The sequence below is a fragment of the Paenibacillus sp. Y660 genome, from assembly GCF_057221575.1.
Genome location: NZ_JBXBBJ010000002.1, coordinates 198,442 through 213,142, shown reverse-complemented (window position 1 = coordinate 213,142; position 14,701 = coordinate 198,442). Strand labels below are relative to the sequence as shown.

Sequence of the window (14,701 nt, the reverse complement as noted above, 5' to 3'; positions counted from 1 at the left end):
TATTCATGAAAGGGATTCGCCAATTTCGAATCAAGGAAATTATTACAAACCGAGTAATCGAGACGCAAGAGGATCTTGTAGAGGCGCTCCGTGATTCCGGCATGCAAGTAACGCAGGCAACGGTATCGCGCGATATGAAGGAACTGATGCTCATTAAGGTGCCCGCTGGCGAAGGAAGATATAAATATTCGATTCCGCAAGAGCAACAGCGTCCTAACCCGATCCACAAGCTTAAGCGAGCGCTGCTTGACCATTTTGTACATATCGATTTTACCGATAATCTTGTCGTCATGAAATGTTTTCCAGGAACGGCTAATACAATTTGTGCTTTGGTCGATAATATGGAATGGTCAGAGGTAATGGGAACAATTTGCGGTGATGATACGATTCTAATGATCTGTCGCACGAAGAAGCAGAGCGGAGAAATTGTAGAACGATTGCTTGAGCTATTAAATTAGGGAGGGTATTCAACCATGCTGCGTGAGTTGTCTATTAGGAATTTAGCGGTAATCGAAGAAGTAAACGTTACATTTCATCATGGATTTCATGTTTTGACTGGAGAAACAGGTGCAGGTAAATCAATACTTATTGATGCGCTAAGCTTGCTGGTTGGCGGCAGAGGCTCCGCAGACATGGTGCGGTACGGTTGTGACAAAGCCGAGATGGAGGCTATGTTCGATCTTTCCGTCAGCCATCCCGTCTGGCATGTGTTGAACAGGCTTGGTGTACATGCCTTCTCCGAGGAGATGCTCGTCATAAGGCGCGAGCTTTCTTCGCATGGGAAGAGCAGCAGCCGTGTCAACGGACAGCTTGTAACGATGACGATGCTTCGAGAAATCGGCGAATGCCTTGTAAATATTCATGGTCAGCATGAGCATCAATCTCTGCTTCGGACGGAGCAGCATCTGGAATGGCTGGACTTGTTCGCCGGGGATCTGTTAATTGAACGCAAGCAAAATTACCGTTCGATATTTAGCGAGCTGCAGCAAGCAAGAACGTCGCTGCGCGAACTGGAAAATTCAACGAGGCAAAATGTGCAAATGCTTGATTTGTACCGTTTTCAAATTGAAGAAATTACAAACGCCCAGCTTAAGCCGATGGAGGATGAATTACTGACTGAACAGCGGCGCAAGCTAATGTTCGCTGGGAAAAGAATGGATGCCGTGTCTGAAGCATATTCGCTCTTATACGGTGGGAAAGGACTTGATATGGTCAGCAAAGCGGTTGCAAAGCTGATCGATATCCAATCCTACGATGCAGCTAAGCTAGGTCCATTGCTGGAGCAGCTGCAATCTGCATTTTATCAAGCGGAAGACGCAGCATTCCAGCTTCGTGATTACCGCGACGGAATCGAGTCAGATCCTGATCAGCTTTCACAGGTTGATGACAGACTGGATTTGATCAATGGCTTGAAGCGCAAATATGGGGAATCCATTCCTGATATTTTAGCTTACCTGGATCGAACGATTGCAGATCGAGACAAAATTGAAAATCGCGATCAATTGCTCGAGGAGCTTCGAAATAAAGAACTGCAACTGTATGATCAGGCTTTGCAATTAGCGCAGGAACTATCCCAGCTGCGCGAGCATGCGGCTACAAAGCTGTCTGAAGCTATCGAGAATGAGCTAGTTCAGCTTCAAATGCCTTCAGCCAAGTTCTGTGTTCAAATCGACAGAACGGTCGGAGGCGCCGACAACGATAAGCAAATTCGATTGCACATAAACGGTATGGATGAAGCCGTATTTATGCTCTCCACCAATCCGGGTGAACCGTTAAAGCCGCTTAGCAAAATTGCTTCCGGAGGAGAAATGTCACGGATCATGCTCGCGCTTAAAAGCATCTTCGCGGAAATCGATCAAGTTCCTGTCCTTATATTTGATGAGGTCGATACAGGCGTAAGCGGCCGCGCAGCACAAGCTATTGCAGAGAAAATGTCCAAGCTGGCCTTGAAGTGCCAAGTATTCTCCATTACGCATTTGCCACAGGTAGCATGCATGGCTGATCATCATTATGAGATTCGGAAGCAGGTTATTGAAGCAAGGACGTCTACATCTGTATCTGAGTTAATGGGAACTGTTCGGATCGAAGAGCTTGCACGCATGCTTGGCGGAGTGGAAGTTACAGAAAAAACAAGGCATCACGCACAAGAAATGCTTGATTTGGCTCACAGGCAAAAGGGAGCGTAATGGAAGCCAATTAGGGAATGTTTTTGCGGACATAAAACGACCGGGTGAGGGTAACTTAAAGGTACGCCAATGGCGACATAGCCTTCTACGTCAAGCGATGGAATAACAGGGAGCGTGAAATCATTGAACTCCAGTAAAAGGAAGCGATGGTTTGGCCTAGTTCTCGTTTTCTTCATTTGCATGATCGGAAGCTCCACCCCGTTTCAACACTTTGCCGCAATCCCGAATGAACTTCGTTTATTCTCCGGGCAACTGAAACGACTACAATATGGAGTGCCCGTTCATGCAGAAGTTACGGTCGATCCTCAAATGCTTCAGATAAACGGATCAACAAGTCATTCATTATCCGTAAATTTGAACGAACCATTGTCACTGCAGTCAAGTCAAAGCGGTCAAACCAAGATGAAAGTGAAATTATTTGGTAAAATTCCATTCAAGACAGTTAAAGTAAATGTTGTGCCTGATCTTCGTGTTATTCCAGGTGGACAAACGATTGGAGTCAAGGTTAAATCATCAGGCATCTTAATTGTCGGACATCATCAGGTTGCTGGCAGCAATGGCATGAAGCAATCGCCCGGTGAGGCCGCAGGACTGCGGCTAGGCGATTTGATTGTCAAGATCAATGGGACGAGGATCAACCAAGTACACAGGATTGCAGAGCTAAGTGAGAAGGCTGGCAACGACAAGAAGCCGCTAGAAGTCATTTATAAACGTGATGGACAATTGAACAAGACGCAGCTAAACCCTGTCTTCGATGCAGAGGATAAAGCGTGGCGGCTAGGCTTGTACATTCGCGATTCAGCGGCAGGTGTAGGTACACTAACCTTTTATGCTCCTGATCAAGGAGTATATGGAGCACTTGGGCATGTTATTACGGACATGGACACCCAGACTCCAATCGATGTAGGCGAAGGGCAAATACTGCAATCAAGCGTAACGTCCATTAACAAGAGTCAAAATGGTGAGCCGGGAGAAAAAAGAGCGCATTTTGTGAAAGAAAGCAAAATTTTAGGCAACGTTGAGCGGAATACTCCTTTTGGCATTTTTGGCAAAATGAATGAGGTCCCTACGCATAGTTATAGTGAAAAATCTTTGCCGGTAGCATTTGCCGAAGATGTCAAAGAAGGGCCTGCACAAATTTTGACTGTTGTGAATGGACAAAAGGTTGAGCAATTTGATATCGAGATTGTTCATGTATCGAAGCAATCCGGTCCAGCAACCAAGGGAATGGTCATTAAAATTACAGATAAGCGGTTGCTTAGCAAAACCGGAGGCATCGTTCAAGGCATGTCAGGAAGTCCGATTATCCAAGATGGCAAATTGGTCGGAGCAGTCACTCATGTATTTGTTAACGACCCATCTTCGGGATATGGATGCTTTATCGAGTGGATGCTTCAGGATGCAGGCGTATTACTGAAATCGGCTAATGGCTGGCTAGGGGATGCTGCATAAAGTTTTTCATTAGTGTATTTGCATTAGTGGACGTCTGCTTAAGCTGAACATAGGCTGGAGCAGACGTTTTTTAATTTCACGCTAAAAACTAAAAAACGCGTTGCCAAGGTAAAGAGCGATGAATTTTGTCGAAGAAGAACGAACGGAATCGTTACATGTAATAAATTTTTAATTATATCGAAATCCTGTAAAAAAATCTATAAAAATAATTTTCGACAGAAGGAATTCAACTCCACATGTCGAAAACTTTAAGCAGACAACTAGTGAGCGAAAAACATCAACACATTTAAGGGAGGACTAACAACTTGCATAAAATCGAAGTATTATTAGCAGATGACAACCGTGAATTTACTAACCTGTTATCGGAATACATATCCGAACAAAGTGATATGAGTGTAAGTGGAGTCGCGTATAATGGAGAAGAGGTTCTAAGACATTTGGAAGAATCAAGAAAAGTTCCAGACGTACTTATCCTTGATATTATTATGCCTCATTTAGACGGACTAGGTGTTCTCGAGCGTCTGAAAGAAATGAACATGTCGCCAATGCCCAAAATCATTATGTTAACCGCATTTGGCCAAGAAAACATCACTCAAAAAGCGGTACAACTTGGCGCCTCTTATTATATTTTGAAACCATTTGATATGGATATTTTAGCAAATCGCATTCGTCAGCTTGTTGGCAATCCGACTTATTCTTCAACGGGAAGCTTCACATCGGGTTCCTCTTCACTCAAATCGAATGTTGTGCCGATTGCCAAAGGCAAAAACCTGGATGCTAATATTACGAGCATCATCCATGAAATTGGAGTGCCTGCTCATATTAAAGGCTATCAATACCTGCGTGAGGCAATCACAATGGTGTATAACAACATCGAAATTTTGGGTGCAATTACAAAAACACTTTATCCGGCCATTGCCGAAAAATTCAAAACAACGCCTTCCCGCGTTGAACGCGCAATTCGTCACGCAATTGAAGTGGCATGGACACGCGGCAATATTGACAGCATCTCTCACCTGTTTGGCTATACAATCAATATCAGCAAATCGAAGCCTACAAATAGCGAGTTCATCGCGATGGTGGCTGACAAGCTGCGTATCGAGCATAAAGTTAGCTGAAAGGGGGGAGATTAACGGATTCGTTTTTCTACCCGATTGACTTCTGTTCTGTATAATCACTCCATGCATACCACTTATTTAATGGTTTCTTCAAACCATAAAATAAGTGGTATTTTATTTTCAGAAATAATCCGAAAAATACGGCTTCTCCTGATTGATCATTTGTTCAAGTAAACGGATAGAATCGTCGTCCGATTGGATGCGGCCGATGCGAGCAAGATAAGCTGGACGTTTGTAACCCATTAACATGGCCGTGAGCGTGGGAATGTCAATCACAACACTCGGCTCGATGCCCCCTTGCTTTAAGATTCCTTTTCCATATCCGTCTACCGTTAAGGTGAATATTCCTTGATTCCACTCCAGCATCGGATCATGCAAATTAATAACCAGCTGGCATTCTTTCTCTTGGCTTAGAAACGGATACTGCTCGATGAATAAAACGATATCGACAATTCGTGCCATATAGTAAGGGGCAATCGTTTCCTTAATATCACCATCGTCTAACATGAATGCTAGCGGCTCATCTTTATAGATATCACCTTTGACGAGCGTAATCATGGAGAAATGGGCACTGACAAAGTTCCATAACCCAGTCCGGGCCTCTTCATTGATGTATACCATCTCTTTTATATAAAATACTTCCTCTGCGATCCAATACAGCAAGTAGCCCATTGGGGAATCGCTGCTGTCATAATAGATAGCAACGGTCATATCATCCAAATCCCAGCGCAAATACTCTTCCCATGCCAGCTCGTTCCGAAGCATAGCCCCGTGATGCAGCAAAGCAAATTGCTTATAGATCGTTTTAATATCAGGATGCTCTATGGTTACTCTCTCCACATTGCCCGACACGTTCTTGAGCTTAGGCAGCTGGGTATCAGGAACTTCAAAAGAAATTTTATCGGATATGATCTCCCAGCCTTTTCGTCTGTAATAGGGGATCGAATATGGATACAGGTACGAGATGGATTGCTTCCGATCCCTCATTTTACTTAAAGCAGTCAGCATCAGCTTGTTCATCAATCCCAAATTAGCATATTCGGGGTAGGTCCCAACTCCGGTCAGTCCGCCCATTTCAAAGATATGTCCAAAAATATTTACCTGAAACGGGTAAACGGCAAGCTGAGAAATGAGCTTCTCGCCGTCAAACCAGCCTAGAACGTCGGCATGGACGAGAACCGGCAGCTTGGATTTTGCGATTTCCCTGTTTTCCCACCCAAAGGTTTGCAAGTCGCGATTGGTTACTTGAAAAACATAACGCAATAAATTGTTGAATTGCTCGCCATGCTGAGTTTCAACGTTTTTTAATTTGAGTCTATCCTGCAATTTCCTGCGACTCATGGATGTCTACCCCCATTTATTCGAACATTTCCAATAGTTTACCATGCGGCTGGAACGCGAACAAATCAGTTGGCTTTTCAATGAATTTTCGTTATGTCAGTGGAGGAACGAATATATTGTCGGTATTCTTTAGGCGTAATTCCTTCCTGTTTTTTAAAGATCATCGAAAAATAGCTTTGATTGCACATGCCGACATGATCAGCGATCTCCCCGATAGATTTGGACGTCGAGATAAGCAGCTGTTTGGAGATAATCAGTCGATATTTGATGATGTATTCGATGATGGTATGGTAGGTGTGTCGTTTAAATAAACGCGAGAAATAGTACGGGCTTAGATGAACAAATTGAGCGACATCTTCAACTTTAATATCTAGGTGATAATGTGTTTCGATAAATTCAAGAGCCAGTTGTATTTCCACTGGATATGCTGGATTTTGAGTCACAGCTTCAGGTTTATTCATATCTTGGCGTGCCATGATCAGCTCTGTCAGAACTTGTGTTACCAGAGACGATGCCATGAATTCAAGTCCGGGCGGGCGGAGACGAAACAAATCATAAAGTTGTTGGAAAAGTTGGTTTAAAAGCTCGGAGTTGCTCGTTTGGATGACGGGGTGTTCTGCTGCTTGAAGCAAGTCAAAATAATAAGGAGTCTGAAAGCCGCCGAAACGAACCCAAAGCAATTCCCATGGATCGTCCGGATCAGCGTAATATCGGTGCATCTGACTTAAGTCCAAAATGAACAACTCGGTTGCGTTCACCTTGCAGGTTCTGCCATTCAACTCCAAATACCCTGAGCCTCTGACAACATATTTGATTTGATAATGGGATAATGAACGGTTAATGGAATAATCAGGTTTACATACATACCAGCCAACATCTTGTACAAAAAACATAAATTTAATCGCAACTGAACTAGGGGAATGGGAAAGCGTGCTATACGAGAACTCTAATGACGACAACGGTTTCAAATGATTCACCTCACTGCGTATAGGGACTAGCTATAGACAAGAATATGCGATCATAGACAGGAGTCAATTATTTAACGATTAGAGCACATTATTGATAAAAATAGGGCCTGGCGTATCAGGCGATATCAATCAGGATGGCAAAATATCAATTGGTGATCTGGCGATCATTGCCGCTAATTACGGGAAGACTAATGCCAGCCCAGATTGGGAGCAAATAAAAGCAGCAGATGTATCGGGCAACGGCAGCATTGGCCTGGAGGATCTTGCGATCGTAGCTAAATTACTGATCGAGTAGCAAATCTTTTCTTAAAGTATTTTTCATAATACCACTTCGTTATCGGTGATTAAATGCCGGAAATGGGGTGGTATTTTTTTCCGCGTCCGATTGGAGCTCGCTCGTTTGTCCAGTAGAAGGAGGAGGGCAAGAAGGGAGGAGGTTTGATTGTTTATCGAAAAAAAAAAAGGCCATCATTGGATGCCTCAGTTGTAAACGACTCTGCGGTTTAAATAGACGTTGCTTCCATATTTCTCGATTAATCCGGAAGCTTCTGTTTGTATAAAGCTGCGGATTTCCTTTAAGCGTTGGCTTTTCGGTTGGATCGTCTCTTTTACTTTTCCGTCTACGGTAACGTCAAAAACAATTTTCAAGTGCTCACCTCTTTTCTTTTGATGTTTTAATCATAGTGAAATTGTATTATGGAATGATAAAATAAAATCAGGATGAATGTAATTTTATATCAAAAGCATTATCGCAATGTAAAATAATTGAGTTGAGGTGACAGGATGAAAGCCGTATATGCAGGCAGCTTTGACCCCATTACGCTTGGACATGTATCTGTTATCGAGAGAGCGTTCCATTTGTTTAACGAGGTACATATTATCGTCGCCAATAATCGATCAAAGAAGCACCATTTTACGATAGAACAACGAACGGAGCTTGTCGCTTTATCGATTCAGCAGGATGAAAAAATTCAGATCATTCCTTATGGGGGTATCGTTGCGGATTATATTAATGAGCATGATATCAATGTTGTCATTCGGGGAATTCGTAATGCAACGGATCTTGAATACGAGCTTCAGCTTGAGCAATATATTCGCAATACGACGATGGCCGATACGGTCTATTTATCTCCTTATACGCATTATATGCAAACAAGCAGCTCACTTGTAAGAATGTTTTTGATGTCCGATAAGACAGAGCTGGCTGCTTCTTATATGGTGCCGAGGGCGTATATGCAAATGCTCGATTACGTGGAATAAGCTGCATGCACGCATAGGAGAGAATGCAAAAAAACCGCAGTGCATGAATCGGATTTGATCCGCTGCACTGCGGTTATGTATGCTGAGCTGCGAGCGTACTTTAATTGATAGGTTCTGACTAGCTTTGCGGTTTTGGCGGGCGCGGACGTTTCTCTTTAAACCGAGGCGCTACATAATTACGCTTGCGGTCGCGGAAAAAGGTCCAACCGGCAATGAAGCCTGCGCCAGCGGCGAACATAATAAATCCGAGCAGAAATTTCAACCATTCGAAGTCGGGAGTAATCGTTTCATTTCCAAAATCGGAGAAATAGACAAAGACGGAATCCTTCATTTTGAGAAAGCCGAAGCATGCGAGCAGGCCTGGAATAACGAGCATGAGGATCGCGATAAAACGGGCAGCAACTAATTTCATAAATACGGTGTCTCCTTATCGGTCAAAATATACAGTTAGCTCTATCATACCTTTTTAGAAGTAGAGTGTCTATTTCGTAAAAGGACGATGCTATGATCGGTAAAAACAGGTACAATAGGAATGAATGTCATGTTACAATGCGAATGGGCAAGCTTGAGACTCGAACGAATAGGCTTTACCAGCATATATTGAGGGCTATTACGGAAGGATGATATTTATGGCTATACAGGTGGACGTAGCGGTACTCGGGGGCGGCCCTGGCGGCTATACGGCAGCTATACGGGCTGCTCAGCTCGGCAAGACGGTTGCGATTATCGAAATGGACAAGCTCGGCGGCACATGCTTGCACAAAGGCTGCATTCCAAGCAAATCGCTGCTTCGCAGCGCAGAGGTATACTCGACGCTTCTTCAAGCAAGCTCCTACGGCATTCAGGTTGCTGAAGGGGCTATTTCGCTCGATTATGATAAAGTACAAGAGCGCAAGGATCAAACGGTAGATCAGCTTTACCGGGGGCTCCAAGGCTTAATGAAAAAAAATGGCATTCAGATCATTCAAGGCAAGGGCAGAGTGATCGGTCCTTCGATTTTCTCACCGAGAAGCGGCTCTCTTGCTGTTGAACTTCCAGATGGGGAAATGGAGTCAGTGGTTTCGACCAATCTGATTATTGCTACTGGATCGAGACCTCGCCTGCTGCCGGGCTTGACGCCAGATGGCGAATATATTTTGACTAGCGATGAAGCGCTTGTGATGGACAAGCTGCCAACCTCTATCCTTATTGTAGGCGGCGGCGTAATTGGTGTTGAGTGGGCATCGCTGCTGCATGATTTTGGCGTTCAGGTGACGCTGGTGGAAGCGGGCTCCCGCTTGCTGCCTGGCGAAGACACTGAGGTTTCCGCTGAGTTGACAAGAATACTGAGAGGGCGCGGAGTACGCGTTCTGACAGGCATTCAGCTGCAAACGGATCAATATAAGGGAGAAAATGGTGAGGTTTCTATCGTTGCCGTAACGACCGACGGTGATGTCGTTCTGACAGCGGAGAAGCTGCTCGTTTCAGTAGGACGCGAGCCGAACGTGGAAGGCATCGGTCTTGAAAATACAGATATTCGTACAATTAACGGTGCAATTGAAGTGAATGCATTCGGCCAAACGAGCGAGCCTCATATTTATGCGATTGGCGATGTAATCGGCGGTGTTCAGCTCGCGCATGCAGCCGCACATGAAGGGTTAATCGCAGCTGAGCATATTAGCGGCAAGAAGCCTGCTGCTATTGAGCCGCATTTGATTCCTAGATGTATCTATTCACGTCCTGAGATTGCTTCATACGGGTTGACTGAGGACGGAGCACGCTCGAGGGGACATGACATCAAGACGGGAAAAATTCCGTTCCAAGCGATTGGCAAAGCGCTCGTGCTAGGAGAGAAGGACGGCTTCGTGAAGGTTATTGCCGATCGGAAGACAAATGATATCGTTGGCGTTCATATGATTGGGGCGCATGCGACGGATCTTATTTCTGAAGCTGCGCTGGCAGGCGTGCTTAACGCAACACCTTGGGAAGTCGGACAAATGATCCATCCGCATCCGACGCTTGCAGAGGCGCTCGGAGAAGCAATGCTGGCTGTTGACGGCAAAGCCATTTCGTTCTGAGCAAGAGAGTTTTCTTTTTGGAACAAATGGAGTTATAATGTATATGATCAAGTCTTAGTACCAGGTTATAATCATGCTTAAAAAAAGGAGGAACACCTTGTGACCCAACCTGCTTCTACTGGGCAAAATGTTCGTCATTTGGAACTCGGGCTTAGCAACGAGCAAGCAATCGATATGTATGCAACAATGGTGACTGCACGCAAGTTTGACGAGCGTATGCTGCTTCTGCAGCGTGCTGGCAAAATCAACTTCCACGTCTCCGGTGTGGGCCAAGAGGTCGCTCAGGTAGCGGCAGCTTATGCGCTTGATCGCGATAACGATTATTTCCTGCCTTATTATCGGGACTACGGCTTTGTGCTCTCAGTAGGCATGACGCTGCGCGACTTGCTGTTGTCGGTGTTCGCGAAGGCGGAGGACCCGAATTCGGGCGGACGCCAAATGCCGGGCCATTTCGGCTCGAAGAAGCTTCGGATCGTTACGGGCTCAAGCCCGGTAACGACGCAGGTTCCACATGCGGTTGGCATTGCGCTTGCGGCGCGAATGAAAAATAAGCCGCTAGTCAGCTTTGTCACGTTCGGAGAAGGATCGAGCAATCAGGGAGACTTCCATGAGGGCTGCAACTTTGCGGGCGTACATAAGCTGCCAGTCATTTTTATGTGTGAAAACAATCAATATGCAATTTCCGTGCCTATTCACAAGCAATTAGGAGGTACGGTCGCTGATCGTGCGCAAGGCTATGGCTTTCCTGGCTATCAGGTAGACGGCAACGATGCGCTTGAAGTGTTCCGAGTGGTAAAGGAAGCGCGCGAGCGCGCAATCGCAGGCGATGGTCCAACGCTTATTGAAGCGCTAATGTACCGCATTTCGCCTCACTCGACATCCGATAACGATCTCGCTTATCGTACGAAGGAAGAGGTTGATCTCAATCGTGCGAAAGACGGCATACCTAAATATAAGCAGTACCTGATCGATTGCGGTATATGGTCCGAAGAGCTCGAAGTGGAGCTGCAAGCTAAAATACGCAAGCTGCTTGACGAGGCTACCGAATATGGCGATAAAGCGCCATTCCCGACGCCGGAATCAACATTGCTGCACGTATATGCGGATGATGCTGAGCAAGGAGGAACGGAATAATGGCGGTAATCGAATATATTGATGCTATTCGCAAGGCGATGAAGGAAGAAATGGAACGGGACGAGGACGTTTTTGTGCTTGGCGAGGACGTAGGTCTCAAAGGCGGCGTCTTCACGACAACGAAGGGTCTGCAGGAACAATTCGGCGAGTCGCGCGTACTTGATACGCCCCTTGCGGAGTCTGCAATTGCCGGCGTAGCGATTGGTGCAGCAATGTATGGCATGAAACCGATCGCAGAAATGCAATATTCCGACTTTATGTTCCCGGCGACCAATCAAATCATCAGCGAAGCTGCCAAGATTCGTTACCGCTCGAACAATGACTGGACTTGTCCACTCGTTATCCGCGCTCCAATCGGCGGCGGTGTATTTGGCGGTTTATATCATTCGCAATGTCCGGAATCCGTTTTTTTCGGCACGCCAGGCGTAAAGATCGTTGCTCCATACCGGGCTTACGACGCGAAGGGCTTGCTCAAGGCGGCCGTTCGCGATCCAGATCCTGTCCTTTATTTTGAAAATAAAAAATGCTATAAGCTCGTTACGGGCGAAGTTCCGGATGATGATTATATCGTTCCGATCGGCGTTGCGAACGTTCTGCGCGAGGGCGAAGACATTACCGTTATCAGCTATAGCCTTCCGCTGCATTTTGTCGAGCAGGCTGCTGCCGAGCTTGCAGGTGAGGGCATTAGCACGCATATTCTCGACTTGCGGACGCTTCAACCGCTTGATAAAGAGGGTATTCTTGAAGCTGTTCGCAAAACGGGAAAGGTGCTTATTATCCATGAGGACAATAAGACGGGCGGCGTAGGCGCCGAAGTGTCGGCAATTATTGCAGAAGAGCTGCTTTATGAGCTTGATGCACCGATCATGCGTCTTTGCGGGCCGGATGTACCGGCAATGCCGATTAACCCGCCAGGCGAGAAATTTTTTATGCTAAACAAAGAAAAAGTGAAAGAAGCCATGCGGCAATTAGCACTTTATTAGAATATAAGAAAGTATAAGAGTTGATTTTATACGAGGCTTATATTTACCGCGAAACGTATGCTGCGCCGCCAGAGGACGGCGGTAGCCGTTTACGCCTTGGGCCAGTAGGGAGATGTGATCTATGAAAACAATGACGGAAATCGTCGTGCCGCAGCTTGCGGAATCGCTCGTATCGGCCACAATAGAAAAATGGCTGAAGCAGCCAGGTGATTGGGTTGATATTTACGAGCCTGTCTGTGAAATTATTACGGATAAAGTTAATGCGGAATTGCCATCAACGGTAGCAGGCAAGCTAGTGCAAATTTTAGTTGGCAATGGTGAGACCGTTCCAGTTGGCACGCCAGTCTGCATCATCGAAGTCGAAGGCTCGGCTGCGCCTTCCGCAGACGCAACGGCAAAAACCCCGTCAGCAGCAGCTGCAGCACCGGCAGTCGAGGTCGAATCGGAAGACGCTCCTATGCGCAATCGTTTCTCGCCGGCCGTACAGCAGCTAGCAGCAGAGCATGCGATTCGCTTGACCGATGTTCCGGGAACAGGGCTTGGCGGACGCATTACACGCAAGGACGTGCTCGCTTACGTTGCATCAGGTGCGGCTAAAGCTGGCATCACGTCTGGCGGCAACGCGGCAGCACCAGCGGCTCACAAGGTTGATGCGGCTGCGCAGGTTCGTTCCTCCGGTCTTCATTTGACCGAAACGCCTAGATTTCCAAAAATCGAGGTGGAAGGCGCTACAGGAGCCGGCCGAGGAGACAGCTTTATTGATGTAACGCCAATTCGGAATACAATTGCCCGCAATATGAGGCAGAGCGTTAGTGAAATTCCGCATGCATGGACGATGATTGAAGTGGATGTAACGAATCTAGTTCTACTTCGCAACAAGCTTAAGGATGATTTCATGAAGCGCGAAGGCATCAATTTGACCTATCTGGCCTTCCTGCTCAAAGCAGTCGTCAATGCGATCAAAGATGTGCCGATTATGAATTCCATGTGGGCGGTTGATAAAATTATCGTGAAGCGGGATATTAACATCGCGCTTGCCGTCGGTACGGAAGACTCAGTCCATACACCTGTCATCAAGAACGCCGACCACAAAAACGTTGCCGGTCTTGCCAAAGAAATCGAAGAGCTTGCCCGCAAGACAAGAGAAGGCAAGCTGACGCTGTCCGATATGCAGGGCGGAACCTTCACTGTCAACAATACCGGGTCCTTTGGTTCGATTTTGTCGTATCCGATTATTAACTACCCGCAAGCAGCTATTCTCACATTTGAATCCATCGTGAAGCGTCCCGTTGTTATTAACGACATGATCGCTGTTCGCTCGATGGCGAATTTATGCCTATCGCTTGATCACCGGATTTTGGACGGCGTTATATGCGGACGTTTCTTGCAGCGTGTGAAGGATAATTTGGAGAGCTTTAATCTGGAAAGCAAATTGTATTAGAAAAGGGGAACACCATCATGGCTGAAGCGGCTAACGCAAATGGCTTAAGACGGCTGGATGCCCACTATATAGGCATGCTCGACTACGCGCAGGCGTGGGAGCTGCAAAAAGCATATGTAAAGCAGATTGATCAGGAGGAGCGCATGCAGTCGCTTCTCCTTCTTCAGCATCCGCCTACTTATACGATGGGCTCTGACAAGCATCCTGAGCATTTGCTGTTGGATGAAGCGGAGCTTAAGGAACGTGGCATTACTTTGTTCCAAATCGACCGCGGCGGTGATATTACCTATCATGGACCGGGGCAGCTCGTGGGCTATCCGCTGCTTTATCTGGAAGCGGAGGGACTTGATTTGCATGCTTATTTGCGCAGCTTGGAGCAAGTCATTATTAATTGGCTAGCCGAGTATGGGATAGAAGCGGGCAGAAAACCAGAATATACTGGAGTATGGGCAGGCGATCTGAAGATTGCAGCCATCGGGGTGAAATTTAATAAAGCCCGGCAACGCCGGGGCTTTATAACAAGTCATGGATTTGCGCTTAACATCAAATCAGGGATAGCTGCGGAAGGCTTTAGCGGAATTGTACCTTGCGGCATTCAGCAATTCGGCGTGACCTCCTTTAATGATTTGACAGGGCTCGAGCTATCGGTTGAGGAAGCGGCTAAAGAACTGCTCCCTCATTTTGTGAAAGAATTTAAGTGTGAGACGGACCTAGTATAGAAAGAGCGAACCAAGTCCAGCCACCAATGACGATAAAACAAG

The 14,701-nt window shown here is 46.2% G+C and carries 15 protein-coding genes; 11 read left to right on the top strand and 4 right to left on the bottom strand.

Translation table 11 applies throughout. The features are described from left to right. The first annotated feature begins 5 nt into the window (after positions 1–5). The 4 genes from ahrC to spo0A all read left to right on the top strand — a co-directional run bounded on the left by ahrC (position 6) and on the right by spo0A (position 4,756). Positions 6–458, top strand: a complete 453-nt coding sequence (gene ahrC, locus AC2TDN_RS03910; RefSeq protein WP_482067063.1) for a transcriptional regulator AhrC/ArgR — start codon at positions 6–8, stop codon at positions 456–458. Positions 459–473: 15 nt separating this feature from the next. After that, a complete protein-coding gene (gene recN / locus AC2TDN_RS03905) occupies positions 474–2,186 on the top strand; it encodes a DNA repair protein RecN (RefSeq protein WP_484687070.1) in 1,713 nt (570 codons plus the stop codon). A gap of 123 nt (positions 2,187–2,309) precedes the next feature. Further along, on the top strand, positions 2,310–3,638 hold the full coding sequence (spoIVB, locus tag AC2TDN_RS03900) for a SpoIVB peptidase (RefSeq protein WP_484687069.1): 1,329 nt from the start codon (positions 2,310–2,312) through the stop codon (positions 3,636–3,638). Positions 3,639–3,943: 305 nt separating this feature from the next. Next, positions 3,944–4,756, top strand: coding sequence for a sporulation transcription factor Spo0A (gene spo0A / locus AC2TDN_RS03895; protein WP_482067066.1), 813 nt, complete (start codon positions 3,944–3,946; stop codon positions 4,754–4,756). A gap of 120 nt (positions 4,757–4,876) precedes the next feature. Here the strand turns inward: spo0A and AC2TDN_RS03890 are convergent, their stop codons facing one another. Further along, positions 4,877–6,097: a GNAT family N-acetyltransferase gene (locus tag AC2TDN_RS03890; protein ID WP_484687068.1), complete on the bottom strand. Its 1,221-nt coding sequence runs from the start codon at positions 6,095–6,097 to the stop codon at positions 4,877–4,879. A 77-nt stretch (positions 6,098–6,174) separates the two neighbouring features. Then, complete coding sequence (locus AC2TDN_RS03885; protein WP_484687067.1) at positions 6,175–6,990, bottom strand: AraC family transcriptional regulator; 816 nt, start codon at positions 6,988–6,990, stop codon at positions 6,175–6,177. A gap of 166 nt (positions 6,991–7,156) precedes the next feature. On the opposite strand from AC2TDN_RS03885, the gene AC2TDN_RS03880 reads away from it, so the two are divergent. Beyond that, the gene (locus AC2TDN_RS03880; RefSeq protein WP_484687066.1) at positions 7,157–7,360 is read left to right on the top strand and encodes a dockerin type I domain-containing protein; all 204 of its coding nucleotides are present in this window, start codon (positions 7,157–7,159) and stop codon (positions 7,358–7,360) included. Positions 7,361–7,545: 185 nt separating this feature from the next. Here the strand turns inward: AC2TDN_RS03880 and AC2TDN_RS03875 are convergent, their stop codons facing one another. Next, positions 7,546–7,713 (bottom strand): mechanosensitive ion channel protein MscL, encoded by a 168-nt coding sequence (locus AC2TDN_RS03875; protein WP_482067070.1) that lies wholly within the window; start codon positions 7,711–7,713, stop codon positions 7,546–7,548. Between the two features lie 135 nt (positions 7,714–7,848). Here AC2TDN_RS03875 and coaD point away from each other — a divergent pair, with 135 nt between their 5' ends. Next, positions 7,849–8,325 (top strand): pantetheine-phosphate adenylyltransferase, encoded by a 477-nt coding sequence (coaD, locus tag AC2TDN_RS03870; RefSeq protein ID WP_484687065.1) that lies wholly within the window; start codon positions 7,849–7,851, stop codon positions 8,323–8,325. 118 nt (positions 8,326–8,443) lie between these two features. Here coaD and AC2TDN_RS03865 read toward each other — a convergent pair whose 3' ends face one another. Beyond that, positions 8,444–8,737 carry a DUF2627 domain-containing protein gene (locus AC2TDN_RS03865; protein WP_482067072.1) on the bottom strand — a complete coding sequence of 98 codons (294 nt, stop codon included), beginning with the start codon at positions 8,735–8,737 and terminating at the stop codon, positions 8,444–8,446. A gap of 217 nt (positions 8,738–8,954) precedes the next feature. Between AC2TDN_RS03865 and lpdA the strand changes: the two genes are divergently transcribed. From lpdA to lipB, 5 genes are all read left to right on the top strand, one after another. Beyond that, positions 8,955–10,382, top strand: a complete 1,428-nt coding sequence (gene lpdA, locus AC2TDN_RS03860) for a dihydrolipoyl dehydrogenase (RefSeq protein ID WP_484687064.1) — start codon at positions 8,955–8,957, stop codon at positions 10,380–10,382. A gap of 99 nt (positions 10,383–10,481) precedes the next feature. Further along, the gene (locus tag AC2TDN_RS03855) at positions 10,482–11,516 is read left to right on the top strand and encodes a thiamine pyrophosphate-dependent dehydrogenase E1 component subunit alpha (RefSeq protein ID WP_482067074.1); all 1,035 of its coding nucleotides are present in this window, start codon (positions 10,482–10,484) and stop codon (positions 11,514–11,516) included. Continuing rightward, positions 11,516–12,499 (top strand): alpha-ketoacid dehydrogenase subunit beta, encoded by a 984-nt coding sequence (locus AC2TDN_RS03850; RefSeq protein WP_482067075.1) that lies wholly within the window; start codon positions 11,516–11,518, stop codon positions 12,497–12,499. Before AC2TDN_RS03855 ends, AC2TDN_RS03850 begins: the two co-directional genes overlap by 1 nt. Positions 12,500–12,620: 121 nt before the next feature. Then, the gene (locus tag AC2TDN_RS03845; RefSeq protein WP_484687063.1) at positions 12,621–13,940 is read left to right on the top strand and encodes a dihydrolipoamide acetyltransferase family protein; all 1,320 of its coding nucleotides are present in this window, start codon (positions 12,621–12,623) and stop codon (positions 13,938–13,940) included. A gap of 17 nt (positions 13,941–13,957) precedes the next feature. Next, a complete protein-coding gene (gene lipB / locus AC2TDN_RS03840; protein ID WP_482067077.1) occupies positions 13,958–14,659 on the top strand; it encodes a lipoyl(octanoyl) transferase LipB in 702 nt (233 codons plus the stop codon). Positions 14,660–14,701: the final 42 nt, after the last annotated feature.

Coding starts and splice junctions, on each gene's coding strand:
- ahrC (WP_482067063.1), top strand. CDS start 6: ATGAAAGGGATTCGCCAATTTCGAATCAAGGAAATTATTACAAACCGA.
- recN (WP_484687070.1), top strand. CDS start 474: ATGCTGCGTGAGTTGTCTATTAGGAATTTAGCGGTAATCGAAGAAGTA.
- AC2TDN_RS03890 (WP_484687068.1), bottom strand. CDS start 6,097: ATGAGTCGCAGGAAATTGCAGGATAGACTCAAATTAAAAAACGTTGAA.
- AC2TDN_RS03885 (WP_484687067.1), bottom strand. CDS start 6,990: ATGTTTTTTGTACAAGATGTTGGCTGGTATGTATGTAAACCTGATTAT.
- coaD (WP_484687065.1), top strand. CDS start 7,849: ATGAAAGCCGTATATGCAGGCAGCTTTGACCCCATTACGCTTGGACAT.
- AC2TDN_RS03865 (WP_482067072.1), bottom strand. CDS start 8,737: ATGAAATTAGTTGCTGCCCGTTTTATCGCGATCCTCATGCTCGTTATT.
- lpdA (WP_484687064.1), top strand. CDS start 8,955: ATGGCTATACAGGTGGACGTAGCGGTACTCGGGGGCGGCCCTGGCGGC.
- AC2TDN_RS03850 (WP_482067075.1), top strand. CDS start 11,516: ATGGCGGTAATCGAATATATTGATGCTATTCGCAAGGCGATGAAGGAA.
- AC2TDN_RS03845 (WP_484687063.1), top strand. CDS start 12,621: ATGAAAACAATGACGGAAATCGTCGTGCCGCAGCTTGCGGAATCGCTC.
- lipB (WP_482067077.1), top strand. CDS start 13,958: ATGGCTGAAGCGGCTAACGCAAATGGCTTAAGACGGCTGGATGCCCAC.